The organism is Pacificibacter maritimus (assembly GCF_003814915.1).
GTDB lineage: Bacteria > Pseudomonadota > Alphaproteobacteria > Rhodobacterales > Rhodobacteraceae > Celeribacter > Celeribacter maritimus.
Genome location: NZ_RKQK01000005.1, coordinates 161,107 through 187,606, shown reverse-complemented (window position 1 = coordinate 187,606; position 26,500 = coordinate 161,107). Strand labels below are relative to the sequence as shown.

Annotated in this window: 23 protein-coding genes and 1 tRNA gene; 7 read left to right on the top strand and 17 right to left on the bottom strand. The window is 50.5% G+C overall.

The annotated features are described in order from the left end of the window. Positions 1-36 precede the first annotated feature (36 nt). The 12 genes from rpoC to EDD53_RS13845 all read right to left on the bottom strand — a co-directional run bounded on the left by rpoC (position 37) and on the right by EDD53_RS13845 (position 17,737). Complete coding sequence (gene rpoC, locus EDD53_RS13900; protein ID WP_123794162.1) at positions 37-4,281, bottom strand: DNA-directed RNA polymerase subunit beta'; 4,245 nt, start codon at positions 4,279-4,281, stop codon at positions 37-39. 55 nt (positions 4,282-4,336) lie between these two features. Continuing rightward, entirely contained in the window at positions 4,337-8,473 is a 4,137-nt protein-coding gene (rpoB, locus tag EDD53_RS13895) for a DNA-directed RNA polymerase subunit beta (protein WP_123794161.1), read from the bottom strand. A 265-nt stretch (positions 8,474-8,738) separates the two neighbouring features. Continuing rightward, on the bottom strand, positions 8,739-9,110 hold the full coding sequence (gene rplL, locus EDD53_RS13890) for a 50S ribosomal protein L7/L12 (RefSeq protein WP_123794160.1): 372 nt from the start codon (positions 9,108-9,110) through the stop codon (positions 8,739-8,741). A gap of 72 nt (positions 9,111-9,182) precedes the next feature. Beyond that, on the bottom strand, positions 9,183-9,698 hold the full coding sequence (rplJ, locus tag EDD53_RS13885; RefSeq protein ID WP_123794159.1) for a 50S ribosomal protein L10: 516 nt from the start codon (positions 9,696-9,698) through the stop codon (positions 9,183-9,185). 344 nt (positions 9,699-10,042) lie between these two features. After that, the gene (gene rplA / locus EDD53_RS13880; RefSeq protein ID WP_123794158.1) at positions 10,043-10,741 is read right to left on the bottom strand and encodes a 50S ribosomal protein L1; all 699 of its coding nucleotides are present in this window, start codon (positions 10,739-10,741) and stop codon (positions 10,043-10,045) included. Beyond that, positions 10,741-11,166, bottom strand: coding sequence for a 50S ribosomal protein L11 (gene rplK, locus EDD53_RS13875; RefSeq protein ID WP_123794245.1), 426 nt, complete (start codon positions 11,164-11,166; stop codon positions 10,741-10,743). The genes rplA and rplK overlap by 1 nt, the downstream gene beginning before the upstream one ends. A 102-nt stretch (positions 11,167-11,268) precedes the next feature. Further along, positions 11,269-11,805 carry a transcription termination/antitermination protein NusG gene (nusG, locus tag EDD53_RS13870; RefSeq protein WP_123794157.1) on the bottom strand — a complete coding sequence of 179 codons (537 nt, stop codon included), beginning with the start codon at positions 11,803-11,805 and terminating at the stop codon, positions 11,269-11,271. A 534-nt stretch (positions 11,806-12,339) separates the two neighbouring features. Beyond that, complete coding sequence (gene secE / locus EDD53_RS13865) at positions 12,340-12,537, bottom strand: preprotein translocase subunit SecE (RefSeq protein WP_123794156.1); 198 nt, start codon at positions 12,535-12,537, stop codon at positions 12,340-12,342. 125 nt (positions 12,538-12,662) lie between these two features. After that, a tRNA-Trp gene (locus EDD53_RS13860) sits at positions 12,663-12,738 on the bottom strand. An 85-nt stretch (positions 12,739-12,823) separates the two neighbouring features. After that, positions 12,824-13,492: a CatB-related O-acetyltransferase gene (locus EDD53_RS13855; protein ID WP_123794155.1), complete on the bottom strand. Its 669-nt coding sequence runs from the start codon at positions 13,490-13,492 to the stop codon at positions 12,824-12,826. A gap of 198 nt (positions 13,493-13,690) precedes the next feature. Further along, positions 13,691-14,869, bottom strand: a complete 1,179-nt coding sequence (gene tuf, locus EDD53_RS13850; RefSeq protein WP_123794154.1) for an elongation factor Tu — start codon at positions 14,867-14,869, stop codon at positions 13,691-13,693. A 510-nt stretch (positions 14,870-15,379) separates the two neighbouring features. Then, a complete protein-coding gene (locus tag EDD53_RS13845) occupies positions 15,380-17,737 on the bottom strand; it encodes a DNA topoisomerase IV subunit A (protein WP_123794153.1) in 2,358 nt (785 codons plus the stop codon). 171 nt (positions 17,738-17,908) lie between these two features. On the opposite strand from EDD53_RS13845, the gene EDD53_RS13840 reads away from it, so the two are divergent. From EDD53_RS13840 to EDD53_RS13815, 6 genes are all read left to right on the top strand, one after another. After that, the gene (locus EDD53_RS13840) at positions 17,909-18,451 is read left to right on the top strand and encodes an SH3 domain-containing protein (RefSeq protein WP_123794152.1); all 543 of its coding nucleotides are present in this window, start codon (positions 17,909-17,911) and stop codon (positions 18,449-18,451) included. A gap of 63 nt (positions 18,452-18,514) precedes the next feature. Continuing rightward, a complete protein-coding gene (locus EDD53_RS13835) occupies positions 18,515-19,342 on the top strand; it encodes an SDR family NAD(P)-dependent oxidoreductase (RefSeq protein ID WP_123794151.1) in 828 nt (275 codons plus the stop codon). A gap of 90 nt (positions 19,343-19,432) precedes the next feature. Further along, a complete protein-coding gene (locus EDD53_RS13830; RefSeq protein ID WP_123794150.1) occupies positions 19,433-19,639 on the top strand; it encodes a twin transmembrane helix small protein in 207 nt (68 codons plus the stop codon). Positions 19,640-19,642: 3 nt separating this feature from the next. Continuing rightward, positions 19,643-20,215, top strand: coding sequence for a cob(I)yrinic acid a,c-diamide adenosyltransferase (locus tag EDD53_RS13825; RefSeq protein WP_123794149.1), 573 nt, complete (start codon positions 19,643-19,645; stop codon positions 20,213-20,215). A 142-nt stretch (positions 20,216-20,357) separates the two neighbouring features. Then, on the top strand, positions 20,358-21,110 hold the full coding sequence (locus EDD53_RS13820) for an electron transfer flavoprotein subunit beta/FixA family protein (protein ID WP_123794148.1): 753 nt from the start codon (positions 20,358-20,360) through the stop codon (positions 21,108-21,110). Further along, on the top strand, positions 21,110-22,030 hold the full coding sequence (locus tag EDD53_RS13815) for an FAD-binding protein (protein WP_123794147.1): 921 nt from the start codon (positions 21,110-21,112) through the stop codon (positions 22,028-22,030). Before EDD53_RS13820 ends, EDD53_RS13815 begins: the two co-directional genes overlap by 1 nt. 62 nt (positions 22,031-22,092) lie before the next feature. Here the strand turns inward: EDD53_RS13815 and EDD53_RS13810 are convergent, their stop codons facing one another. Then, a complete protein-coding gene (locus EDD53_RS13810) occupies positions 22,093-22,920 on the bottom strand; it encodes a DUF6473 family protein (RefSeq protein ID WP_123794146.1) in 828 nt (275 codons plus the stop codon). A gap of 170 nt (positions 22,921-23,090) precedes the next feature. On the opposite strand from EDD53_RS13810, the gene EDD53_RS13805 reads away from it, so the two are divergent. Further along, positions 23,091-23,966: a 3-hydroxybutyryl-CoA dehydrogenase gene (locus tag EDD53_RS13805; RefSeq protein WP_123794145.1), complete on the top strand. Its 876-nt coding sequence runs from the start codon at positions 23,091-23,093 to the stop codon at positions 23,964-23,966. Between the two features lie 15 nt (positions 23,967-23,981). Here the strand turns inward: EDD53_RS13805 and EDD53_RS13800 are convergent, their stop codons facing one another. From EDD53_RS13800 to rapZ, 4 genes are read right to left on the bottom strand one after another with little or no spacing between them, the layout of a single operon-like run. After that, a complete protein-coding gene (locus tag EDD53_RS13800) occupies positions 23,982-24,863 on the bottom strand; it encodes a lysophospholipid acyltransferase family protein (protein ID WP_123794144.1) in 882 nt (293 codons plus the stop codon). Positions 24,864-24,893: 30 nt separating this feature from the next. Beyond that, positions 24,894-25,169, bottom strand: coding sequence for an HPr family phosphocarrier protein (locus tag EDD53_RS13795; RefSeq protein ID WP_123794143.1), 276 nt, complete (start codon positions 25,167-25,169; stop codon positions 24,894-24,896). 23 nt (positions 25,170-25,192) lie between these two features. After that, a complete protein-coding gene (locus EDD53_RS13790) occupies positions 25,193-25,576 on the bottom strand; it encodes a PTS sugar transporter subunit IIA (RefSeq protein WP_123794142.1) in 384 nt (127 codons plus the stop codon). After that, entirely contained in the window at positions 25,573-26,496 is a 924-nt protein-coding gene (gene rapZ, locus EDD53_RS13785) for an RNase adapter RapZ (RefSeq protein ID WP_123794141.1), read from the bottom strand. The genes EDD53_RS13790 and rapZ overlap by 4 nt, the downstream gene beginning before the upstream one ends. Positions 26,497-26,500 lie beyond the last annotated feature (4 nt).

Genomic DNA, 26,500 nt, shown 5'->3' with positions numbered 1-26,500 from the left:
ATTTTGCGAGGCCCTTTTTTGTCTCTTATCCGAAGCTTAAGCGTCAGATTCAGGTGTCTCAACCAATGTGCTGTCGAATGTATCACCCGAAGAATCTGCAGCAGGCGTCGGCGCGGCCAACATTGCTGCGGCTTCTGCTTCTGCGCGCGCATCTTCGATAACGGTCAAGTCACGATCAAGCGCCACTTTGCGTACGGCTTTCGTCGCGCCACCAGTACCCGCTGGGATCAAACGGCCAACGATGACGTTTTCTTTGAGACCAACCAGCTTATCGCGTTTACCTTGGACGGATGCCTCGGTGAGAACACGTGTGGTCTCTTGGAATGACGCCGCAGAGATGAAGGAACGTGTCTGCAAAGACGCCTTGGTGATCCCGAGAAGGATCGGCTGACCTTTTGCATGACGTCCACCTTTGGACTCTGCTTTTGCATTGGCTTCTTCGAATTCGATCTTGTCCACGTTCTCGCCTTTGAGAAGTGTGGTATCGCCGGATTCGAGGATTTCCCATTTTTGCAACATTTGACGTACGATAACCTCGATGTGCTTATCGTTGATCTTAACGCCTTGCAGACGGTACACTTCTTGAACCTCTGCAATCATGTAAACAGCCAGTGCTTCGATACCCATAATCGCAAGGATATCATGCGGCGCTGGGTTGCCATCCATGATGTAGTCGCCTTTGGTCACAAGATCGCCTTCGGCCACAGGGATGTGTTTCCCTTTTGGCACCATGTATTCGACCTTAACCTCTGGATCTTCCTTAGACTCGATCGCGATACGACGCTTGTTTTTGTAGTCTTTGCCAAAGCGCACGTAACCGTCGATTTCCGCGATGATCGCGTGATCTTTCGGACGACGTGCTTCGAAGAGTTCAGCAACACGCGGCAAACCACCGGTGATGTCTTTTGTCTTCGCGCCTTCGCGTGGAATACGAGCAACAACATCACCCGCTTGAATGTCCTGACCGTCCTCGATTGAAAGGATGGCATCAACAGACATCAAGTATGTGACAGGGTTGCCAACGTCATTGCGCATAGGTTCGCCATCAGCGTCCAAGATCAAAATCTCAGGTTTCAGATCGCCACCTTTTGGCACAGAACGCCAATCGGAAACGATTTTCTGAGACATGCCAGTCGCGTCATCGGTCACGTCACGCACAGACAGGCCAGAGATCAGATCAACAAACTTCGCTTTACCGCCTTTTTCAGCGATGATCGGAAGCGTGTATGGATCCCATTCAAACAGCTTGTGACCACGTGGGATCATTTCGCCGTCTTTCACAAAGACCTTTGTGCCGTAACCAAGTTTGTAGGACGCAAGCTCCACACCATGCTCATCGACGATTGCCATTTGCATGTTGCGACCCATAACGATGTTTTCGCCATGAGTGTTTTCCAATAGCGCAGTATTCGTAAGAACGATCTTGCCCTCTTGGTTGCTTTCTTGGAATGACTGTTGGCCACCCTGCGCAACACCACCAATGTGGAACGTACGCATGGTAAGCTGTGTACCCGGCTCACCGATAGATTGCGCCGCGATGATGCCGACAGCTTCACCTTGGTTCACCATGGTGCCGCGTGCAAGGTCACGACCGTAACACATTGCACAAACGCCTTCTTCTGCTTCACATGTCAGCGGGCTACGGATGCGCATTGTTGCGATCCCAGCTGCTTCGATGATGTCAGATTTGCGTTCGTCGATCAGTTCGTTTTTCGCGACCAACACTTCATCAGTGCCTGGGCGCAGAACATCGTCTGCTGACACACGACCAAGGATGCGCTCGGACAAAGACGCTACAACTTCACCGTCATTCACAGCCGCTTCGGCAGTGATGGCGATTTCAGTGCCACAATCGACTTCGCGGACGATACAGTCTTGTGCAACATCCACCAAACGACGTGTCAGGTAACCTGAGTTCGCTGTCTTAAGCGCGGTATCTGACAGACCCTTACGAGCACCGTGAGTAGAGTTAAAGTACTCAAGAACCGACAGACCCTCTTTAAAGTTCGAGATGATCGGTGTCTCGATAATTTCACCAGACGGTTTGGCCATAAGGCCGCGCATACCGCCAAGTTGTTTCATCTGAGTAACCGAACCACGCGCACCAGAGTGAGCCATCATGTAAACTGAATTCGGTTCATTTTCAGCGCCGTTTTCGTCCACACCAGCCGTCGAGATGTTTAACATCATCGCGTCAGTGACTTTGTCATTACACTTGGCCCAAGCATCAACAACTTTGTTGTACTTCTCGCCCTGTGTGATCAGACCGTCCATGTACTGCTGTTCGAAATCCTTAACCTGTTCGCGGGTCTCATCAACCAGCGGCCATTTTGAGTCAGGGATAACCATATCGTCTTTACCAAACGAAATGCCCGCTTTGAACGCTTCGCGGAAGCCCAAGGTCATGATCTGGTCACAGAAGATCACGGATTCTTTTTGACCACAGTAACGGTACACAGTGTCGATGACCTGCTGGACTTCTTTCTTGCGCAGCAAACGGTTCACAAGCTCGAACGGCGCTTTGGCATTCAGTGGCAAAAGCCCACCAAGGCGCAAACGACCAGGCGTTGTGTCGAACAAAACAGCCACTTCTTGGCCAGTTTCGTCGATTTGTGTCATGCGTGCTTTGATCTTGGCGTGCAGGTGCACTTCGCCCGCGTTCAACGCGTGCTCAACCTCTTCGATGTCAGAGAAGATCATGCCTTCGCCCTTCATCCCGCTACGTTCCATAGTCACGTAGTAGAGGCCCAAAATCATATCCTGTGATGGAACAATGATCGGCGCGCCGTTGGCTGGCGACAGAACGTTGTTTGTAGACATCATCAAGACGCGTGCTTCAAGCTGTGCTTCCAAAGACAAAGGCACGTGAACAGCCATTTGGTCACCGTCGAAGTCGGCGTTAAACGCAGAACATACGAGCGGGTGCAGGTTGATCGCTTTGCCTTCAACCAACACAGGTTCAAACGCTTGGATGCCCAAACGGTGAAGCGTTGGCGCGCGGTTGAGCATCACTGGGTGTTCGCGAATAACCTCATCAAGGATATCCCACACTTCTGGACGCTCTTTTTCGACCAATTTCTTGGCTTGCTTCACTGTGGAAGACAGACCTTTGGCTTCAAGACGCGAATAGATGAACGGTTTGAACAGTTCCAGCGCCATCTTTTTGGGCAAACCACATTGGTGCAGCTTGAGCTCAGGGCCCGTCACAATCACCGAACGACCAGAGAAGTCGACGCGTTTACCCAAAAGGTTCTGACGGAAGCGACCTTGCTTACCCTTCAGCATGTCTGACAGCGATTTCAACGGACGCTTGTTCGCGCCAGTGATCACGCGGCCACGACGACCATTGTCGAACAACGCATCCACAGATTCCTGCAACATACGTTTTTCGTTACGCACGATGATATCGGGCGCACGCAATTCGATCAGACGTTTCAAACGGTTGTTACGGTTGATCACGCGGCGGTACAGATCGTTGAGATCGGATGTCGCGAAACGGCCACCGTCAAGTGGAACAAGTGGGCGAAGCTCTGGCGGGATCACAGGGATCACTGTCAGGATCATCCACTCAGGACGGTTGCCAGATTCCAAAAAGGACTCAACGATTTTGAGACGCTTGATGATCTTCTTCGGCTTCAGTTCACCTGTCGCTTCTTTAAGGTCTTCACGCAGTTGGTCAGCAGTTGATTCGAGATCAATGTTGGACAACATCTTGCGGATCGCTTCAGCGCCAATATCGGCTTCGAATGCGTCAGCGCCGTAGAGATCTTGCGCGTCCATGAACTCTTCTTCGGTCATCATTTGACCGTAGACGAGGTCCGTAAGGCCGGGCTCGATAACTGCGTAATTTTCGAAGTACAAGACACGTTCAAGATCGCGCAATGTCATGTCGAGCATGAGACCAATGCGGCTTGGAAGTGATTTCAAGAACCAGATATGTGCGACAGGCGCAGCCAATTCAATGTGGCCCATGCGCTCACGGCGGACTTTTTGTAGGGTAACTTCAACACCACATTTCTCGCAGACAACGCCGCGATACTTCATGCGCTTATATTTACCACACAGGCATTCGTAGTCTTTGATCGGTCCAAAGATACGTGCACAGAAAAGGCCGTCGCGTTCTGGTTTGAACGTACGGTAGTTGATGGTCTCTGGCTTTTTAATTTCACCATATGACCATGACAGGATCCGCTCTGGGGATGCCAACGACACTTTGATCTCGTCAAAGGTGGATGGCTGCGCCAAAGGGTTAAACGGATTTGTTGTTAGTTCCTGGTTCATGTTTTGAGTTCCTCAAATTGTTGCGGAAAGGGGGAGAGAAATAAGGGCAAAGCCCCTATTCCTCATCCTCCGCATCCAGGAGTTCCATGTTGAGACCGAGGCCACGGACTTCTTTGACAAGAACATTGAAGGACTCGGGGATACCCGCTTCAAAGTTGTCTTCGCCCTTGACGATCGACTCGTAGACTTTTGCACGACCAGCGACGTCATCTGATTTCACTGTAAGCATCTCTTGCAGCGTGTATGCCGCGCCGTATGCTTCCAGTGCCCAGACTTCCATCTCACCAAAGCGCTGACCACCAAACTGCGCCTTACCACCCAGCGGTTGCTGTGTAACAAGAGAGTATGGACCAGTTGAACGCGCGTGGATTTTGTCGTCCACAAGGTGATGCAGTTTCAGCAGGTATTTCATGCCAACGGTTACACGACGTGAGAATTGCTCACCTGTGCGGCCATCAAACAAGACAGACTGTGCCGAGGTGTCAAAGCCAGCTTTTGCCAATGCTTCGTTGATGTCAGCCTCTTTAGCGCCATCAAAAACAGGTGTCGCGATTGGAACACCGTTTGTGACGTTGCCCGCTTTTTCAAGCAGATCTTCATCTGCAAGATCAGCAAGACCTTCGTCGTACACATTGTCGCCATAGACGAATTTCATCGCGTCTTTGACAGGCGTCATATCACCGGTGCGACGGTATTCTTGCAGAGCTTCGTCTACCTGAATACCCATGCCGCGCGCGGCCCAGCCCATGTGTGTTTCCAAGATCTGACCAACGTTCATACGTGATGGAACGCCGAGGGGGTTCAGACAGAAATCAACTGGCGTACCATCCGCAAGGAACGGCATATCTTCCATTGGAACAACGCGTGAAATCACACCTTTGTTCCCGTGACGACCGGCCATCTTATCACCCGGCTGAAGCTTACGCTTCACAGCGATAAAGACTTTGACCATCTTCATCACGCCCGGAGGCAAATCATCGCCGCGACGGACTTTTTCGACTTTGTCTTCAAAGCGGTGCTCAAGCGCACGTTTTTGAATTTCGTACTGTTCGTTCAAAGCTTCAACGATGATTGCATCGTCTTCGTCTTCAAGTGCGAGCTGCCACCACTGACCTTTTGAGAGCTGGTCCAAAAGTGCATCATCGATGACAACATTTGGCGCAACGCCTTTGGGGCCTTTGGCCGCGACTTTGCCGATGATCATGGATTTCAGACGCGCATAGATGTTGCGGTCCAAGATGCCCATTTCGTCGTCGCGGTCACGTGCGAGGCGTTCGATTTCTTCACGTTCGATCTGAACAGAGCGCTCATCTTTTTCAACGCCGTGGCGGTTGAAGACGCGGACTTCTACGATTGTGCCGTAGTCACCTGGTTTCACACGCAAAGATGTGTCACGCACGTCAGAGGCTTTTTCACCAAAGATGGCGCGCAGAAGTTTTTCTTCTGGTGTCATCGGGCTTTCGCCTTTTGGTGTGATCTTACCAACGAGAATGTCACCTGGCTCAACGTGAGCGCCGATGTAGACGATCCCTGCTTCGTCAAGGTTGCGCAGAGCTTCCTCGCCGACGTTTGGAATATCGCGCGTGATTTCTTCTGGCCCAAGCTTCGTATCACGGGCTGCAACTTCGAATTCCTCGATGTGTACAGATGTGAAAACGTCATCGCGTGCGATGCGCTCAGAGATCAAGATCGAGTCTTCGTAGTTGTAGCCGTTCCAAGGCATAAACGCCACGCAGACGTTTTTACCCAAAGCCAATTCGCCCATATCCGTAGACGGGCCGTCAGCAATCACTTCGTTTTTGCCAACAGTGTCGCCAACCTTAACCAGTGGTTTTTGGTTGATACAGGTGTTTTGGTTCGAACGCTGGAACTTGCGCAGACGGTAAATGTCTACACCTGGATCGCCAGGCTCAAGATCGTGGGTCGCACGTACAACGATACGTGTCGCATCAACTTGGTCGATAACACCAGCACGTTTCGCCATGATCGCAGCACCGGAATCGCGGGCCACAACTTCTTCGATACCTGTACCCACAAGCGGTGCTTCCGCACGCAAAAGTGGAACAGCCTGACGTTGCATGTTCGAGCCCATCAAGGCGCGGTTGGCATCGTCATTTTCAAGGAATGGGATCAAGGACGCAGCGACAGAGACCAGCTGTTTTGGTGAAACGTCGATCAAGTCTACATTTTCAGGCGGGTTGAGCGCGTGCTCACCAGACTGACGTGTGGACACGAAGTCGTTTGTGAAACGACCGTTTTCATCCAAAGATGCGTTGGCCTGCGCCACAGTGTGACGCATTTCTTCGGTCGCGGACATGTACTGCACATCGTCAGTCACCTGACCGTCAACAACTTTACGGTATGGTGTTTCGATGAAGCCGTATTTGTTCACACGCGCGAAGGTTGCGAGTGAGTTGATCAGACCAATGTTCGGACCCTCTGGGGTCTCAATTGGACACATACGACCGTAGTGCGTGATGTGAACATCGCGGACTTCAAAGCCTGCACGTTCGCGTGTCAAACCACCTGGCCCAAGCGCAGACAAGCGACGCTTGTGTGTGACTTCGGACAATGGGTTGGTTTGGTCCATGAACTGTGACAGCTGGGAAGAACCAAAGAACTCACGCACAGCAGCAGCCGCAGGTTTCGCGTTGATCAAATCTTGCGGCATGACTGTGTCGATTTCGACAGAAGACATGCGTTCTTTGATCGCACGTTCCATGCGCAAAAGACCAACACGGTATTGGTTTTCCATCAGCTCGCCAACAGAACGCACACGACGGTTGCCCAAGTGATCGATATCGTCGATGTCGCCTTTGCCGTCACGCAATTCAACCAAAGCTTTGATACAAGCGATGATGTCTTCGCGGCGCAAAGTGCGGTGTGTGTCAGGCGCATCGAGATCAAGACGCATGTTCATTTTCACACGGCCAACCGCGGAAAGATCGTAGCGCTCGGAATCGAAGAACAAGCTTTCGAACAAAGTCGACGCTGCATCAACGGTCGGTGGCTCGCCTGGGCGCATCACACGGTAGATATCCATGAGCGCAGTTTCGCGGTTCATGTTTTTATCTTGCGCAAGCGTGTTGCGGATGTATGGGCCAACGTTCACGCCGTCGATGTCAAGCACAGGGATATCAGTGATACCCGCATCCAAAAGATCTTTCAAAGATCCACCGATGACTGTACCGTCTTTGTCCATCTCTAGCTCAAGTTCATCACCAGCTTCGACGTAAATCGCACCAGTTTCTTCGTTGATGATGTCTTTCGCAACGTATTTACCGATGATGTTCTCGTAGGGAACAAGAAGCTCAGAAACTGAACCTTCATCGATAATCTTCTTCACTGCGCGTGGCGTCATTTTATCGCCAGCTTTGCAGATCACTTCGCCCGTGCCAGCATCGACCAAGTCGAATGTAGGACGCGTGCCGCGTACGCGCTCTGGGAAGAACGGGGTCACCCAACCTTTGTTCTTTTCAAGCTTGTACTCAACAGTTTCGTAGTAAGCGTCCATGATGCCTTCTTGGTCAAGACCAAGAGCATACAACAAAGACGTCACAGGCAATTTGCGACGGCGGTCAATACGCACATAAACGGCATCTTTTGCGTCGAATTCAAAATCCAACCAAGAACCGCGGTATGGGATAATACGACATGCGAACAGCAACTTGCCAGACGAGTGTGTTTTACCTTTATCATGATCAAAGAACACACCAGGAGAACGGTGCATCTGAGACACGATCACGCGCTCTGTGCCGTTCACGACGAAGGTTCCATTTGGTGTCATCAAAGGCATGTCGCCCATGAATACATCTTGTTCTTTAATGTCTTTAACAGACTTGGCACCCGTGTCTTCGTCCACATCAAATACGATAAGGCGCAACGTCACTTTCAGTGGTGCGCTGTAAGTCATGTCACGTTGCTGACATTCCTCTACATCGTATTTCGGGGCTTCAAGTTCGTATTTCACAAACTCGAGTACAGATGTCTCGTTGAAATCCTTGATCGGGAAAACCGATTGGAAAACACCTTTGATGCCTTCGCCGTCAAGCGGCTGTGGCTCATCGCCAGACTTCAAAAAGAGATCGTATGAAGATTTTTGAACCTCAATGAGGTTCGGCATTTCTAGAACTTCACGAATTTTGCCGTAGTACTTCCGGAGCCGTTTCTGGCCAAGGTAGGTCGAAGCCATGTGCATCATTACCTTTTCAATTTTTCGCGAGCTGCATCGAACCGTTGGGCGCCGGCCGATGTACCCTTACGAAACAGAGGTGCTCGATCTATTCCTGCCACCCTCCCACAGGTGGCTCCCGATCCGAACCCTCCTTAGAAAATGTCCCATCATAGGACACTTACTAAGGCGGATTAACATATCCTGCCCCCAAGACAGGTTCGGCTGGACCCCGAATTTCGGGATCCAGCCTTAACTTTATACGGCCTCAAAAAGGCCTAAGCGATTAAGCAAGCTCGACTGTTGCGCCAGCTGCTTCGAGTTTTGCTTTAACGTCTTCAGCTTCAGCTTTATCAACGCCTTCTTTGATTTTGCCACCAGCTTCAACAAGATCTTTAGCTTCTTTCAGGCCAAGACCTGTGATGCCGCGAACTTCTTTGATCACGTTGATTTTGGACGCGCCAGCGTCTTTCAATACAACATCAAATTCGCTCTTTTCTTCAGCAGCCGCACCAGCGTCTGCAGCGCCAGCAACCATTACAGCGCCGCCAGCAGCAGGCTCGATGCCGTACTCGTCTTTAAGGATAGTTTTCAATTCTTGTGCTTCGAGAAGTGTAAGACCTACGATCTCTTCAGCAAGTTTTTTCAGATCAGCCATTGTACTGTTTCCGTTCGTTTATATTTCTGTTCCAACGCGTGCTTTATGCAAACTACGTCAGTCCCAAATTGCTTATGCAGCGGCTTTGTCTTCGATTGTAGACAAGATACCAGCGATGTTCGAAGCAGGAGCGCCAATCGCGCCAGCGATGTTCGATGCAGGTGCGCCAATGCAACCAACGATAGAAGCAATAAGCTCCTCGCGAGAAGGCATTTTGGCGACGGCTGCAACACCGGCGACGTCAAGAGCGTTATCACCCATAGCACCACCAAGAATAACGAATTTTTCGTTATCCTTAGAGAACTCTTGGGAAACTTTGGCCGCAGCCACAGGATCCTCAGAGTAGGTCATAACAGTCATGCCTGTCAGGTATTCTGCAATGCTTTCGCAAGGCTTACCATCAAGGGCGATTTTGGCGAGCTTGTTCTTGGCAACGCGTACGGATCCACCAACTTCACGCATGCGTGCGCGCAGATCCTGCATATCAGCAACTGTAAGACCTTCGTAGTGGGCAACCACAACGACGCCAGAGCTGTCAAAGATTTGGCCGAGCTCGTCGACCATTTTTTCTTTTTGGGCTCTATCCACAGTTTTTCTCCAATTTTGGGAGGGTTTCCCCTCCCGGCTCAATTCTACCAACCAAGGTTGGCACGAAGTCCGTTACGGGGCTGCGCCAAAGTCACCCGAGGTAATACCTCAAATAAACTTTTCGTCTTCCCGTCTCAGGCAGGAATTATGGAAAGAATACTTTCCACCCGCCGTCTTGGACGAAGCGCAAAACAGCGCACGACGAATCGCACGCTGGGCTGCAAGAAGGTGTTTAGACGGGATTAATCAAACGCGCAAGTGCTGCCCGTTGAAATGATACCAAAGCGACCTAAGGAAAAAGGCGCCCCAATGGAGCGCCTTTCAAGAGAATATAGTGAAAAAGCTTAGTTGCCTGTTGCGCTATCGATGCTAACAGAAACACCTGGGCCCATCGTGGACGCCAAGGAAACTTTTTTCATGTATGTGCCTTTGGTGCCTGATGGGCGCGCTTTTTGAACGGCCTCAACAAATGCACGAATATTTTCAGCAAGCTGCGCTTCAGAGAAGGATGCTTTACCAACACCAGCGTGCACAACACCACCTTTTTCAGCTTTGAACTGAACTTCGCCACCTTTAGCTGCTTCAACGGCCGCTTTCACGTCCATAGTCACAGTGCCAACTTTTGGGTTTGGCATAAGGTTACGTGGACCAAGCACTTTACCCAAACGACCAACGATAGGCATCATGTCAGGTGTCGCGATACAACGATCAAATTCGATCTTGCCGCTCTGAATGGTTTCCATCAAGTCTTCTGCGCCAACGATGTCTGCACCAGCAGCTGTCGCTTCTTCAGCTTTAGGGCCACGTGCGAAAACCGCAACGCGTACTGTTTTGCCTGTGCCATTTGGCAAAGACACAACACCACGAACCATTTGGTCAGCGTGACGCGGGTCAACACCAAGGTTCAAAGCGATTTCAACAGTCTCGTCGAATTTTGCAGTCGCGTTGGTTTTCACCAATGCTACAGCGTTTTCAACAGTGATGTTTTCTTGGCCTGCGAATGCTTCGCGTGCCGCAACTGTACGTTTACCGAGTTTAGCCATTACTTCACCTCGATGCCCATGGAGCGCGCGGAACCCAAGATGATCTGCACAGCAGCATCTAGGTCGTTTGCGTTCAGGTCTTTCATTTTTGCTTCGGCGATTTCTTTCACCTGAGCAACAGAAACGGAACCGACAACTTCACGACCGGGCAATTTTGCACCTGAAGAGAGTTTTGCAGCTTTCTTGAGGAAGTAAGACGCTGGAGGCGTCTTGATGTCCATAGTGAAAGACTTGTCAGCGTAGTAAGTGATCACAGTCGGGCACGGTGCGCCTGACTCAAGATCCTGCGTTTTTGCGTTAAACGCCTTACAGAATTCCATAATATTAATGCCGCGCTGACCAAGCGCCGGACCCACGGGTGGGGACGGGTTCGCTTTGCCTGCTGGCACTTGCAGTTTCATTGTACCTGCGAGCTTCTTAGCCATTGTATTTTCCTTTTCAACTGCCACAGAACGCGTCCTGCGGCGACTAATGTTGCGTGGTCGGGTTTGGACATCGCGATGCCCTTACCTCCCACTCAGTATCGATCAAGCTTGTTTGTTAACCTGACCGAATTCCAAATCGACCGGCGTTGCGCGGCCAAAGATAGAAACAGCAACTTTCAAACGCTGCGCTTCTTCATCAACCTCTTCAACCATGCCGTCGAACCCTTCAAAGGCCCCTTCGGCAACGGACACCTGTTCACCCACTTCAAAGGTGATGGTCGACCGTGGCGCTTCTGCGCTGGTTTCTTCTGCGCGCCCCATGATGGCCTCGACTTCGGCGTCACGCATTGGAACAGGGCGCCCAAAAGAGCCCAAGAAACCAGTGACGCGATTGATTGAATTCACAAGATGGTAACCTTCGTCAGTCATCTCCATGCGGATCAACACATAACCTGGCATGAACCGGCGCTCTGCGGTCACTTTTTTACCGCGGCGCACTTCAATGACTTCTTCTGTGGGGACCAAAACTTCTTCGATTTGATCCTCTAGGCCCTTTTCGACCACAGCAACTTTGATCGCTTCGGCAATCTTTTTCTCGAAGTTCGAGAGAACGCTTACCGAATACCAACGCTTAGCCATGATGCTCTTGCCTTTTCAATCACTCCAGCATTCCTGCCAGATATCGTTATTTCCTAAACACTTATGTGCCTTTTCCCTAAACAGAAAATCGGCGCACAACACGAATCGATGCACGCCAGCTCAGTGGAATGCGCTGCAATTACCGTGCCACGTCCATAAGTTCAAGTGCTTACACGCCGCAACACCCAAGTTTGGTTGGACTTTTACAGCATATTTTCAACATTCAACCCTATCGACAAACAGTCCGCGCCGTTGCGTAAAAGCGCAGAGCATTGTCGTCAGCCGACCATCGACAATGAAATGCGCAGCGGCCTCATTGCTTGATCCAATAAAATCGAGAAACAAAACTTCGTTGCGACTTGTGACGCGCAGCATGTCGGTGGACCGTCGCGTGAGATTAATCCGAGTGCCTTCGGCAGCGGACGCACTGAAAAAATGTGCCCTCGCGGGATCAACTCGATCTCAGCGTCGTCTAAATTTTGAAAATTGTTCAGCCACGATGCACCCTATTGGGCCACAACATGCACTTAGAATTTAGCCTACGAAATCAAGCAGTGCGGCTAGGCCGCTGCGAATACCAAGATCGACAACAAAAAAGAATGTCGCAGTCAAAGCGGCCATGATGAAGACCATCACCGTTGTCAAAACAACTTCGCGGCGCGCTGGCCAAACGATTTTCGATGCTTCTGCACGAACTTGCTGGATAAACAGAAGTGGGTTTGCCTTGGCCATGTCTTTTCCTGACTGTGGATCGTAATCGATATCGTGAAGGGCGTGTACGCCAGCACGCTGCCTAATTCAACCCCATAGCCAACAAGTGCTGTGAAACGGTGTCACATCCTTGGCACATTGGGAAATGGCAGGGGCACACAGACTCGAACTGTGGGCCTACGGTTTTGGAGACCGTCGCTCTACCAACTGAGCTATACCCCTACTAGGCGCATGAAATACGAAAGCCGCCCGTGGTTTGCAAGCATAAAACCACGGACAGCCAGTTAATTTCAGTGAGATGACGTGACTATTGCCCATTCTGCTTTTTAGCCAAGGCCCGATGTAACCCAGCAAGGTCGGCAGAAGCTAAGACAGGCATCAAAGCGCGAATCTGTTCGAGCGTCATATGCCACCATTCAAGCGCAAGTAACGCCTCGATAATGGGCTGGTCGAAGCGCATCCTTACGAGCGTCGCAGGATTTCCCGCCACAACCGCAAAATCAGGCACATCTTTGACGACAACCGCCCCTGCCCCAACAATTGCGCCGCTCCCGACAGTGACGCCAGGCATAATCTTTGCATCGTGGCCGATCCAAACATCGTGGCCGATCACCGTGTTTCGACGGTTCTCGAAGTATTCCTGTGCAAAGAAGGGCATAACATCAGTGTTAAAAACGCCAAACGGATAGGTCGTAAACCAATCGCGCGCATGATTGGCACTATCGGTGATAAAACGGGTTCCATGAGCGAATTGGCCAAACTTGCCGATGATTAATCGCTCTGGTGCACCTTGATGCAAGTAAGGCGCTATGCGCGCAGCATAGTCGGTGACGGTCTCAAAATCATTATAATAGGTGAAGTCACCTACATCAATTTGCGGATGGTCGATGACAGATTTTAACCAGACAGTGTTTTTGTAGCCGCTGCCATCGGGTAATCGGATAGGGTGACGTGTATTTGGATTCAGAAAAGGCATACTGCGCTCCTGCTTTTTACATATTTAAGCTGAAAAAAGGGCAGTTACTGAATCACGACACTCTCCATTAGTTGTACAGATAGTATCAACCATCGATATTCCATGCAAATAAAACGGCTTTGATAATCATATCGTTGGTTACAAAAGCAAAGAGCCGCCCCGAGGGACGGCTCTTTCCTAGTCATATCGCTGAGTAAATTACTCTACGATTTTAGATACAACACCGGAACCAACTGTGCGACCACCTTCGCGGATCGCGAAGCGCAGGCCTTCTTCCATCGCGATTGGCGCGATGAGTTCAGCGTTGAATTTCAAGTTGTCGCCTGGCATGACCATTTCTGTACCTTCAGGAAGAATAACAGTGCCGGTCACGTCAGTTGTACGGAAGTAGAACTGTGGACGGTAGTTCGCGAAGAATGGTGTGTGACGACCACCCTCTTCTTTGGTCAAGATGTAGACCTCAGCTTCGAACTTGGTGTGTGGCTTAACTGAACCTGGCTTACAAAGAACCTGACCACGCTCAACACCTTCACGGTCAACACCGCGAAGAAGTGCGCCGATGTTGTCGCCAGCTTCACCGCGATCAAGCAGCTTGCGGAACATTTCAACACCAGTACATGTTGTTTTAGATGTGTCTTTGATACCAACGATTTCGATCTCGTCACCAACGTTGATCGCGCCGCGCTCAACACGACCAGTTACAACTGTACCACGGCCAGAGATTGAGAATACGTCCTCGATTGGCATCAAGAATGGCTCGTCGATCGCACGTGGTGGCTGTGGGATGTATGAGTCAACAGCGGCCATCAACTCAGCAATTTTGTCTTTGCCGATGTTGTCGTCGCGGTCTTCCAAAGCTGCCAAAGCAGAACCCGCAATCACAGGAATATCGTCGCCAGGGTAGTCGTAAGCAGACAACAATTCACGGATTTCCATTTCAACCAATTCAAGCAACTCTTCGTCGTCAACTTGGTCAACTTTGTTCATGAAAACAACCATGGCTGGGATACCAACCTGACGGCCAAGCAAGATGTGCTCACGTGTCTGTGGCATAGGGCCATCAGCCGCGTTCACAACCAAGATCGCGCCGTCCATTTGAGCCGCACCAGTGATCATGTTTTTCACGTAGTCAGCGTGACCTGGGCAGTCAACGTGTGCGTAGTGACGGGCCTCTGTCTCGTACTCAACGTGCGCTGTAGAGATGGTGATACCGCGTGCTTTTTCTTCTGGCGCGCCGTCAATCTCGTCATACGCTTTAAACGTGTCTGAGAATTGCTTCGTGATCGCAGCTGTCAACGTCGTTTTACCGTGGTCAACGTGACCAATCGTGCCGATGTTACAGTGCGGTTTATTACGCTCGAACTTTTCCTTAGCCATATCCTAGGCGCCTTTTATCCAGAAGGGGCCGCGTGCGGCCCGAATTATCATCGCGGGCTAATTATTGTTTTCCAGACATAAAATCAAGCACCAGTTGAAATTTGCGACACTATGAGCGGCATCTGCCGCAATTCTTTTTGCCCAAGTCGCTAATTTCGCAACTTAACCTGTCAACCTTGGGAGTTTTTGGTCAAAAACCTTGCGGTTTCAGGGGCCACTTGGGCCTTTGAAACTGCACGACCACATGGCTGGAGCTGTTTGAAGATTTTGTAACACTTAAGGTAGATCCATATTGCTCATCATATGACCAATATCTCAGACCTAGTCGGCACCGCGCGTCCTGACGAATCAGCCAGAATTATTTCTGCACCCCGAACTGCGTGGATGGCGCGGTCCCTTGCGGCAAGCCGTAAGCGCTATTGAGTCAAATAGACATCATTGCCTCGCTACAGCGAGCCGATTTTATACTCCCTGCACACAAAAAAGGGCGCAACAGATGCGCCCTTTTGACTATCCAAATGTGTTATCACGCGGGAACCCATGGGGGGGCTGCTTACCGACCCCTGCCCGCTTACCTACCCATTGGCTCAGGTCTTTTTCGGTACGCGTATTGCCACCGCCCATCGTCCAACTTAGTCCCTCTTCAAGGTTAAAAGTTGTGATATCGCTTAGGCCACCATCCAATTCCAGCGTGCCTTGTGCACCGCGCGCTTGGCTGTATTTTTGCAAGCGCACACCTTTTCCGCGACCCAGTTCAGGCACCTCGGAAATCGGGAAGACGAGGAAGCGGCGGTTTTTCGAAATCACAGCAACATGATCCCCAGCAACACGACGCACGCAGGCTGCAACCGCACCATCTTTGACGTTCAAAACCTGCTTGCCCGTGCGTGTTTGCGCGATAATGTCATTTTCTGGCACGATGAAGCCGTCACCCGCACTGGAGGCAAACAACAACTTTTCTCCGGGTTTGTGCACGAAAAGATCAACGATTTCAGCTTCATTCGGCAAATCAACGATCAGGCGCACAGGCTCTCCCATGCCACGACCACCAGGTAAGTTCGCGGCCGACAGCGTCAAGACGCGCCCATTTGATCCGACCAAAAGCAAGCGGTCTGTTGTCTCAGCATGGAAGATAAAGCGCGGACCATCGCCGTCTTTAAACTTTAACTCACGTCCCAAATCGATATGGCCAGACATGGCGCGAATCCACCCCATTTGCGAACAGACAACTGTGATGGGCTCACGTTCGATCATTGCCTCTAACGGCACATCTTCGACTTCTTTTGCCTCTGAGAATTGCGTCAAACGATGGCCGCGCGCATAGTCTTTGCCGAACCGTTTCTTAATGTCTTTGAGCTCTTCAACAATCCGCGCCCATTGCACGTCGTCATTCGCCAAAAGTTCGATCAAGCCAGCGCGTTCTTCCATCAAAGCATCGCGCTCACGGATCAGTTCCATTTCTTCAAGGCGGCGCAAGCTGCGCAGACGCATGTTCAGGATGGCTTCGGCTTGGATTTCAGACAATTCGCCTACGCCATCGACAGCTGGCAACGGCGAAACATAGTCTTTTTCCGTCATCGCTCGCGCGAAATCACGACCCCATTCTTCAGCCATGAGAGCCGCTTTAGGGTCGTTATCGTAGCGAATAATATCAATCACGCGATCCAAGTTCAGAAAGGCGATGATAAAGCCACGCAGGACTTCCAAACGGTGATCTATCTTTTCCAAACGATGCTGAGAGCGGCGCAAAAGCACATCTTGGCGGTGGTTTAAAAATGCGCGCAACACTTCTTTGAGCGAACAGACCTTGGGCGTCCGTCCGTCAATCAGCACGTTCATATTCATGGAAAAACGAATTTCCAAATCTGAGTTGCGGAACAACATGTTCATCAACATCTCAGGATCAACATTCTTAGACTTAGGCTCCAGAACCAAACGCACATCTTCGGTACTTTCGTCGCGCACATCACCGAGGATTGGTATTTTCTTGGTTTGAATCAGTTCTGCAATTTTTTCGATCAGCTTTGATTTTTGCACCTGATAGGGAATTTCAGTCACGACCACTTGCCAAACGCCACGCCCGAGATCTTCGATTTCCCATTTTGCGCGCAGCCGGAAGGCACCGCGCCCCGTGGCATATGTTTTTGCCATGCTTTCTGGAGACTCGACAATCACGCCGCCCGTTGGAAAATCAGGACCTTTGACGTAATTTAAAAGCGTTTCATCACGCACATCTGGGGTCTTGATCATATGCAAACTGGCATCAACAAGTTCGACCACATTGTGTGGTGGGATGTTTGTCGCCATGCCCACAGCAATACCCGTGGACCCATTGGCTAAGAGATTTGGAAAGGCAGCGGGCAACACTTCTGGTTCGGTCAGAGTGCCATCATAGTTGGGGCGGAAATTGACAGCGTCTTCATTTAGGCCTTCGAGCAGAGCTTCGGCTGCGACTGTCATACGCGCTTCCGTATAACGCGCTGCTGCTGGGTTATCGCCATCGATATTGCCAAAGTTCCCTTGGCCGTGAACCAAAGGGTAGCGCACATTAAAATCTTGCGCCAATCGAGCCATAGCATCGTAAATCGCAGAATCACCGTGAGGGTGATAGTTACCCATCACATCGCCGGTGATCTTGGCCGACTTGCGGAACCCACCGTTAGATGACAGGCGTAATTCACGCATCGCATATAAGATGCGGCGGTGCACAGGCTTTAAACCATCACGGGCATCTGGCAAGGCGCGATGCATGATCGTTGACAGCGCATAAGTTAAGTAGCGGTCACCAATAGCTGTCCGCAACGCTTCGGTTGACTGGCCAATTGCATTGCCTTGGCCGTCTTGGTTATCTTTGAAATCACTGCTCATGCGCTAGTGATACAAGCGCTGTCGCCCACGAGCAAGACGCCATAGGCCTCCAATTGTTACAAGAATGTGGCACATCCCCAAAACGCGGGAAAACCTGATGGTTTTTCCCCGCAACCTAGAAAGTTTTTTTCTATAGAAAAGCTGTTAACGAGTGTGTTTAGGGGAATTGATATGTGGCGTTTGTCTGCGGTTACTGTTGTGGGTCTTTTTGTTTCTTTTCTAGCCCTCGGCGGGGAACTTTCCCCAAGTGAGAAGGCAGAGCTAGACGCATTGCGCGCCAGCCGCACCTCTGTGGTCACAACTTTAACAAATGCATTTGCTCCTTCGCCTCGACGCGATGAAAATTTCACGCCAACGCTCGCGATGATCAACACATCTGCCACAGATACCTCTTTTATTGAGGGCGCTGAAATTCAACTCGCCAGCTATTCTACACCTGCTACAGCAGGGTTCGCAGCAACAACATCGGTCACAGACCCAAGTAAACTTGCCGCCTTGACCAAACCCGAAATGATCTTGCGCGAAGTCACTGCGCGTCGCGTGAATGTGCGCTCAGGCCCATCAACGTCAAACCCCGTTTTGGGCCAAGTGGTCAAAGCCGAAATCGTACGCGTCCTGTCAAATCCCAATGATCCTTGGGTGCAAATCTCAATCGAAGGTGACGGAATTGAAGGTTTTATATCTTCAAAGTTTCTAGCGGCCCTATCACAATAGAACCTTTCACTGGCGCAGGCGGCACCAATCTGTCAAACACGCGCCATCATCGAAAGGTATCACATGCGCAGTATTCTTATGACAGGCTGTTCATCTGGCATTGGCTATGATGCAGCTCACGCCCTTAAGTCACAGGGGTGGCGCGTGCTTGCCACGTGTCGTCAGCAAAAAGATTGCGATCGCCTGAAAGGCGAAGGCCTAGAAAGTTTCGTTCTAGACTACGAAGACCCCCAATCCATCAAAGATGCTTTTGACCACGCAATGACCCTGACCGATGGTACGTTGGATGCGCTATATAACAATGGGGCCTATGCAATTCCCGCCGCAGTAGAAGACCTGCCCGTTGAGGCTTTACGTCAGAATTTCGAAGCAAACTTTTTTGGTTGGCACGATCTAACCCGCCGCGTGATTCCCGTGATGCGCAGGCAAGGCCACGGGCACATTATCCAATGTTCCTCAGTTTTGGGATTGGTCGCAATGCCGTGGCGCGGGTCATATAATTCGACCAAGTTCGCTCTAGAGGGCCTGACCGACACCCTACGCTTAGAAATGCGCGGCACAGGAATTCATATTGTGACCATCGAACCTGGCCCGATCACCAGTGATTTTCGCCGCAACGCGCGACTACAATTCGATAAGTGGATTGACTGGAAAGCCTCCGCACGCGCAGATCAGTATCGTAACAGCCTCGTGCCCAGATTGACGAACGCATCCAAAGATCCTGACAAATTTGAGCTGCCATCCAAAGCCGTCTCAGACATATTGATAAAAGCTCTCAATTCGTCAAAGCCGCGCGCCCATTATTATGTCACAATGCCCACGTGGATTGCCGCCATTGCGCGCCGCCTGCTGCCCCAACGGATCATCGATTACATCATGTCGAAGGCTTAATTAACGGTCAGCCTGCGGCACTTCGTGTGTTTGGCATTCCCGCAAATCAAGCTATGTCTACATCACCAGCTTACTTGAAAGGACAGTATCATGTTTAGTGATCCGCTTTTTGCGATCGTCATTGTCGGTTGCATTATTGTCGCCCTCATCCTTGCACGCGGCATCAGCCTTATGGGGCGTGGCGGTATGGAAGGCGCAAAAAAGTCTAACCGCATGATGCAATATCGCATTGGAGCGCAGGTTATTGTTGTCGCATTGGTCGTTATGTTCGTCGCCTTTCGTTCAAACGGAGGATGACGCGTGGTTGTTCTAAATAAGATTTATACACGCACTGGCGATAGCGGTGAAACAGCCCTTGGCGATGGAACACGCGTGGCGAAACATGCGCCGCGTGTTGATGCATACGGCACAGTTGACGAACTGAATGCCACCGTTGGCCTAGCACGACTGCACGCCACAGGTGATCAAGATATCGCTTTGGCGCGCATTCAGAATGACTTGTTTGATTTGGGTGCCGATCTGTGCCGCCCCCATTTGGACAAAGATATCAACGCGGAATATGCGCCACTGCGCATGGCTGAAAATCAAGTTGGCCGTTTGGAAGCAGAAATTGACCTTATGAATGATGCTCTGGAACCGTTGCGATCCTTTATTTTGCCCGGAGGCAGCGCATTGGCGGCGCATCTACACCTGTGTCGTACTGTCGCACGCCGCGCAGAACGCCTGACTGTCGATCTTTCAACCACAGACGATGTGAACCCAGCTGCAATAAAATACCTAAATCGCTTGTCAGATTGGTTTTTTGTCGCCTCCCGTATGGCAAATAACAGCGGCGAAGATGACGTTCTTTGGGTTCCAGGTGCAAACAGGTAGGTTTCAACCTGTGTTCTGATCTTACGCAAAAACGTCGCATTTTGGGGTGTTTATTTACAAATATATTCGACATAAATAGTCAAATTTAATCACATCTGGTGCTGCGCATTTAGCACTGCACTGTTTCTAAGGGAGTATACAGATGAAAGTACTCGTGCCAGTAAAGCGCGTGATCGATTACAATGTTAAGGTCAAAGTCAAGGCAGATGGCAGTGGTGTTGACCTCGCAAACGTTAAAATGTCGATGAACCCGTTCGACGAAATCGCAGTCGAAGAAGCCATTCGTTTGAAAGAAGCAGGCACAGCAACCGAAGTGGTTGTAGTCTCTATCGGCGAAAAGAAAGCTACCGACACCCTGCGTTCGGCAATGGCAATGGGCGCAGACCGCGCCGTGCTCATCACAACAGATCAAGGCGTAGATATCGAACCTTTGGCCGTTGCAAAGCTGTTGAAAGCTGTCATCGACGAAGAAGCCCCAGATCTTGTAATCGCTGGCAAACAGGCCATCGACAACGACATGAATGCAACAGGCCAAATGCTTGCCGCCCTTTTGGGCTGGGGTCAGGCGACGTTCGCATCAGAAGTTAAAATCGAAGATGGGGCCGCAATCGTGACCCGAGAGGTTGATGGCGGCATGCAGACAATTTCCGTAAAATTGCCAGCGATCATCACCGCAGATCTGCGCCTGAATGAACCACGCTATGCGTCTTTGCCAAACATCATGAAGGCCAAGAAGAAGCCCTTGGAAGAAAAGTCGGCCGATGATTTCGACATCGACATCACGCCGCGCCAAACAATTATCGCAACCGAAGAACCTGCGACCCGTGAAGCTGGCATTATGGTTGGCTCTGTGGATGAACTGGTTGCGAAACTCAAAGAAGGAGGGTTTGTCTAATGACTGTTCTTTGTCTTGCTGAAGTCTCAGGTGGCGCATTGGCGCTAGATGCAACTTCAAAAGCCGTGACGGCATCTGCGAAATTAGGGGATGTGACCTTGCTGGTATGTGGCCCGAAAGCGGCAGCTGAAGACGCAGCAAAAATCGCTGGCGTAAGCACCGTATTGTTGGCAGATGATCCTGCTTATGCGAATGGGCTGGCTGAGAACATTGCCGCCTTGATCGTCAGCTTAAAAGACGGCGTGACGCATATCACAGCAGCATCCACATCAATTGCCAAAAACGTATTGCCGCGCGTTGCTGCACTTCTGGATGTGATGATCCTGTCGGACGTGATTGAGGTCGTTGACGCAGATACATTCAAACGCCCCGTCTATGCGGGCAATGCGGTGCAGACTGTTAAGACCTCGGATGCAATCAAAGTTGTGACATTCCGCACCTCTACCTTTGATCTTGCAGCTGACACAGGCGCGGCGGCAATTGAGGCTGTTACAGGCACTGGTGATGCGGCTTTATCCTCCCATGTCAGTGATGATGTGTCTGAAAGCGATCGCCCCGAATTGACATCAGCTGGTGTGGTTGTGTCTGGTGGTCGCGGTGTAGGGTCTGAAGAAGACTTTGCGCTCATCGAAAAACTTGCCGATAAACTGGGTGGCGCTGTTGGCGCGTCCCGTGCGGCGGTTGATAGCGGCTATGCGGCAAACGACCTACAGGTCGGTCAAACTGGGAAAGTCGTCGCACCAGATCTTTACGTTGCGATTGGTATTTCCGGTGCGATCCAGCACCTTGCGGGAATGAAAGATTCTAAGGTTATCGTGGCCATCAATAAAGATGAAGAAGCCCCAATTTTCCAAGTTTCTGACTTCGGTCTTGCCGCAGATCTGTTCCAAGCCGTTCCTGAGTTGCTAGAAAAGCTGTAACGCGACCATCAGTAAACCTATGAGGCCCGCTATCTCAGCGGGCCTCATTCATTTTGCAACCGCTACACAATCTTGGAAAGCGATGCCTGTAAGGCCTTGGCCACTTTGGCTTGCACGACAGGCCCAAGCATTTCACGCGCCGATAGAGCATCTAAATCAGAGAAATTCATCATCTCGTAGCCTTGATCGATTTCGGATTTTGTACCAACGACTTCCACGATATCCTGAACAAAAGGTCGAATTTTTTCGATCATCTCACGATCAACAAAAAGAGGATCGCCGACTATTTTAGCACAGGCAGCCGCATCATCTGGCGAGTGATCTGACATCCATAGCAGCACAACCTTTTCGGGCACATTCTTGACCATCATCTGCATTCTGGCGACCCAAGCATCTTTTAACTCTTGACGCACCATGGCGAATTTTTGTGGACAGTGTCCTTCAAGCGTAGAGACCAAGTGCCGTGTAAAATTGAAGTCTGTGAAATCGACATCACGGTAGATCGCTTTCAACAACGTCGAGGCCCGCAAAAAGCGATCGTTGCGACGCGGGTGAACTGAATAGAAGCGGTTGGACATATTCTGTGTGCCCGACAACTGTATCACCGTTGCTTTCGCATTCGCGCAAATACCCATAACTGTATCATCACTTAGAAACACATCGGCCCCCGCATTGACGCAGCCCAAGTTCACGCTTGTGGTTTGCAACCCTTGGCCAACAAGATCAGAAAAAGGCGTTTCTATGAACTTTCCATATGTCTCAGTCCCGCCCACAAAGGCAATATAATCGCCATTCAAGTCTTGTTCTGGCCCACGAAACAACAGTTTAGATTGCCCATATCTGCATGGAAAATAGTTCAAAGATCCGTTGTTTGAATTTTGGTACGCCATTTATATTCACCCGTTAAATACTTCACCCGAACTGAGATTCGCAGATACAGGTTTCAAAATCGCTAAACGAACAATTCAGTCAAAATTTTACAGACCAAGTTCTCATATCAAGACTTGATCGAACTGGTACGCAACCTATGGTCGTCATGGTAAATAAGAGGGAATTCAGAATGACAATTTCTAAGGTCGGCATCATCGGCGCAGGTCAAATGGGAAATGGGATAGCACATGTATTTGCGCTCGCTGGATACCACGTGCATCTGAATGACATCGCGCAAGAAAGCCTTGATAAGGCGCTTTCAACCATCACCAAAAACATGTCGCGCCAAGTCAGCAAAGAAGCAATTTCGCAGGCTGATATGGATGCAGCCTTGGGCCGCATTCAAACAACCCTGACGGCGTCTGATCTGGGGGCCTGCGATCTTGTGATCGAAGCCGCAACAGAACGCGAGGATGTCAAAAAGGTGATTTTTGAACAGCTCGTTCCCCATCTGTCATCCAATACGATTTTGACGTCAAACACCTCGTCTTTGTCGATCACGCGCCTTGCAGCCTATACAGATCGGCCTGAAAAATTCATGGGATTCCACTTCTTCAACCCCGTGCCACTGATGCCCCTCGTAGAGTTGATTAAGGGCATCGCGACAGATGAAAGCACCAATACAGCTTTAATTGAAGTTGTTGAGAAAATTGGCAAAACACCCGCTTCATCAGAAGATTTTCCTGGTTTCATGGTCAACCGTATTCTGATGCCCATGATAAACGAAGCCATCTACACATTATTTGAAGGCGTCGGGTCGGTCACAGCCATCGACCAATCCATGAAATTAGGGACCAACCAGCCAATGGGGCCGCTTGAGCTTGCTGACTTCATTGGCTTGGACACATGTTTGGCTGTTATGACAGTTTTATACGAAGGTTTTGGTGATACAAAATACCGCCCCTGCCCGTTGCTTAAGAAATATGTCGAAGCTGGCTGGTTAGGGCGCAAATCAAAACGGGGGTTCTACGACTACTCAGGCGACACACCTATCCCAACAAGGTAGGCAGCCGCTATGCAATTAATCTGTGCGGCCACCCAGCGCTAAGGTGTGGCTGCGCAGCCAGTCCATAAATCCGCCCGGCTTGGATTTCCAATCAACGAATTCTTCTGGGGTCAGCGGATCCCCGATGATTGGTGCTTGCGACTTATTCAAGGCATGAACGATTTCATGCAGCAGCAAAGCTTGGCGAATGGTGGCAGAAATTTTGTCCGCAATTTGATACAAACGTGTATTCCGTCCTGGAAAATAGATCGGTACGACCTTTGCACCTGATTTCAAGATCATCTTTGCAGTAAAAGGGTTCCAAGGTTTCTCTTTTACTGGGCCGAACCATGTTTCTGACGTCGCAACAGCTCCAGCAGGAAAGAGGATGATGACGCCACCCTGTTTCAGCAAATCCATTGCCTCATTGCGCATCAAGATTGATTTCCTGTGACTGTCTTCTTCATGAGGAAACGGAACAGGCAACATAAAAGGATCGATTTCCTGAATTCCAGTTAGCAAAGAGCGCGTCAAGATTTTATAATCGGTACGCACTTTGCCGATCAATTCCGCCATAACCAGCCCATCAACTAGCCCATGCGGGTGGTTCGCCACGACCACGACAGGACCCGTTGCGGGGATTTTAGCAATCTGTTCTTCGGGGGTTAGAACGTCGATTCCCATCACATCAAGCGCTTGGGTGAAAAAAGGTTGACCATTGGGGGCACCCATTTTTTCAAATCGACGAATGCGGCGCAAAAGCGGAAGTTTACCTGTGATCCATTCGATAGAGCGGATGATCAAAACCTTGGAAGGGTCGGAAAACGTCCCCGCATAAGACAGGCGACGTGCGTCATACCGCTCGAAATCAGGATCGCCAGCTACGGGCGCATTCGTCACCTGATTGTCTTGTTCCATAGTACCCTCGTTTGATCTGGTCCGCGGGGATTACATCCCCTCGCCAAACCGATCCTGTATCAAAGCCTCAAGCGCGTCTGCCAGAGCTGCGGCATCAGTGCCTTTTGTCGTCACATCAATAGATGTTCCTTTCGAGGCTGCCAACATCAAAAGCCCCATGATGCTGTCACCACCTGCTTCCAAGCCATCTTTCTCAACAATTGCGCTGGCGTCATGATTTTCAACGACTTCAACAAACTTGGCGGACGCGCGTGCGTGCAGCCCTTTTACGTTCAAAATTTCATGTCTGCGTACAACAGATGACATAGTAAATTCCTATATTTTTGATCTTAGGACCCAAAGCTATCAATATATTTGCGCCCTGCGATCAAAGCCGCATCAACAGCCTCGGGTACTTGCTTGTGCCGCGACTTGGCAAGTTTGATTAGCATAGGCAAATTTGCGCCGTAGATAATTTTACGATTGTCTGGATTACACGCAAGTAAAGACAGATTGGACGGACTGCCGCCAAACATATCGGTTACAACGACAACGCCGTGCCCCACATCAACGCGATCTGCTGCTTCACATATCTCTGTCTGTTTGGCATCGCGGTCATGGTCGGGGGCAATGGAAATTGCTTCGATGCCGCTTTGTCGCCCAACGACATGCTCAATCGCTGCGAGATATTCTTTCCCCAAGCCGCCATGAGCCACAATAACAATTCCGATCAAGCCTCAGTCCTCGACGCCATCCGCGGCTGACCCGATTGGCGCCGCTCCATTTCTCTATGCCTAATTGACACTTGCCAATCATGTTGCGCAAGGGCTCTAGACATAATTTCAACCAATGCCACGGATCTGTGTTGTCCGCCAGTGCAGCCAAACCCAATCGCCAAGTGCCTTTTACCCTCATCCGTATAAGCTGGCAGCAAGAGCAGGGTTAAATCGAGCACCTGTTGAAAAAATGCCTCATAGCGTGCATCTTTTCGGATATAGGTTTGCACGTCGATGTCTTGACCGTTGAGGGCACGCAGGGACACATCCCAATATGGATTAGTAAGAAAACGGACATCAAAAACCATATCCAAGCCGCGCGGCATACCGCGCTTATACGAAAACGACTGCAAAGAAACCGCCATCGCTACGTGATCCTCTGTCGAAAACCAGCGCTCCATTTCGTCACGCAATTCATGTGGGCTCATGTCGGAAGTTTCAACAATGATATCAGCCCGTGCGCGAATGGGCACTAACAGATCACTTTCTCGCGCAATGCCTTGTTGTGCGGTTTCTGCAGGGGCAAGTGGGTGACGTCTGCGCGTTTCCGAATACCGTCGAGACAGCACCTCAGCGGAGCAGTCGAGATAGAGCACGGTCGCATCGTAATCAGGGCTTTGTCCCAACTGGTCGATAAGTTCAATCAGCGCATTCGTTGAAAAGTCACGGTTGCGCACATCCAACCCCAAAGCAAGCGGGCGCCCTTGCGTCGAAACATCTAGAAGTTGTGGCAAGATAGACAAGGGAATGTTGTCGATGACTTCATATCCCAAATCCTCCAGCACATTTATGGCTGTAGAGCGCCCCGCCCCTGATGGTCCCGTGACCAAAACCAGCCGGCGTTGATGTGGATTGATATCTTGTTCACCTGTTATCATAGCA

Excerpts from the sequence above, each read along its gene's own strand:
- rpoC (WP_123794162.1), bottom strand. The coding sequence starts at position 4,281 with ATGAACCAGGAACTAACAACAAATCCGTTTAACCCTTTGGCGCAGCCA.
- rpoB (WP_123794161.1), bottom strand. The coding sequence starts at position 8,473 with ATGGCTTCGACCTACCTTGGCCAGAAACGGCTCCGGAAGTACTACGGC.
- rplL (WP_123794160.1), bottom strand. The coding sequence starts at position 9,110 with ATGGCTGATCTGAAAAAACTTGCTGAAGAGATCGTAGGTCTTACACTT.
- rplA (WP_123794158.1), bottom strand. The coding sequence starts at position 10,741 with ATGGCTAAACTCGGTAAACGTACAGTTGCGGCACGCGAAGCATTCGCA.
- rplK (WP_123794245.1), bottom strand. The coding sequence starts at position 11,166 with ATGGCTAAGAAGCTCGCAGGTACAATGAAACTGCAAGTGCCAGCAGGC.
- nusG (WP_123794157.1), bottom strand. The coding sequence starts at position 11,805 with ATGGCTAAGCGTTGGTATTCGGTAAGCGTTCTCTCGAACTTCGAGAAA.
- secE (WP_123794156.1), bottom strand. The coding sequence starts at position 12,537 with ATGGCCAAGGCAAACCCACTTCTGTTTATCCAGCAAGTTCGTGCAGAA.
- EDD53_RS13855 (WP_123794155.1), bottom strand. The coding sequence starts at position 13,492 with ATGCCTTTTCTGAATCCAAATACACGTCACCCTATCCGATTACCCGAT.
- tuf (WP_123794154.1), bottom strand. The coding sequence starts at position 14,869 with ATGGCTAAGGAAAAGTTCGAGCGTAATAAACCGCACTGTAACATCGGC.
- EDD53_RS13845 (WP_123794153.1), bottom strand. The coding sequence starts at position 17,737 with ATGAGCAGTGATTTCAAAGATAACCAAGACGGCCAAGGCAATGCAATT.
- EDD53_RS13840 (WP_123794152.1), top strand. The coding sequence starts at position 17,909 with ATGTGGCGTTTGTCTGCGGTTACTGTTGTGGGTCTTTTTGTTTCTTTT.
- EDD53_RS13835 (WP_123794151.1), top strand. The coding sequence starts at position 18,515 with ATGCGCAGTATTCTTATGACAGGCTGTTCATCTGGCATTGGCTATGAT.
- EDD53_RS13830 (WP_123794150.1), top strand. The coding sequence starts at position 19,433 with ATGTTTAGTGATCCGCTTTTTGCGATCGTCATTGTCGGTTGCATTATT.
- EDD53_RS13820 (WP_123794148.1), top strand. The coding sequence starts at position 20,358 with ATGAAAGTACTCGTGCCAGTAAAGCGCGTGATCGATTACAATGTTAAG.
- EDD53_RS13815 (WP_123794147.1), top strand. The coding sequence starts at position 21,110 with ATGACTGTTCTTTGTCTTGCTGAAGTCTCAGGTGGCGCATTGGCGCTA.
- EDD53_RS13810 (WP_123794146.1), bottom strand. The coding sequence starts at position 22,920 with ATGGCGTACCAAAATTCAAACAACGGATCTTTGAACTATTTTCCATGC.
- EDD53_RS13805 (WP_123794145.1), top strand. The coding sequence starts at position 23,091 with ATGACAATTTCTAAGGTCGGCATCATCGGCGCAGGTCAAATGGGAAAT.
- EDD53_RS13800 (WP_123794144.1), bottom strand. The coding sequence starts at position 24,863 with ATGGAACAAGACAATCAGGTGACGAATGCGCCCGTAGCTGGCGATCCT.
- EDD53_RS13795 (WP_123794143.1), bottom strand. The coding sequence starts at position 25,169 with ATGTCATCTGTTGTACGCAGACATGAAATTTTGAACGTAAAAGGGCTG.
- rapZ (WP_123794141.1), bottom strand. The coding sequence starts at position 26,496 with ATGATAACAGGTGAACAAGATATCAATCCACATCAACGCCGGCTGGTT.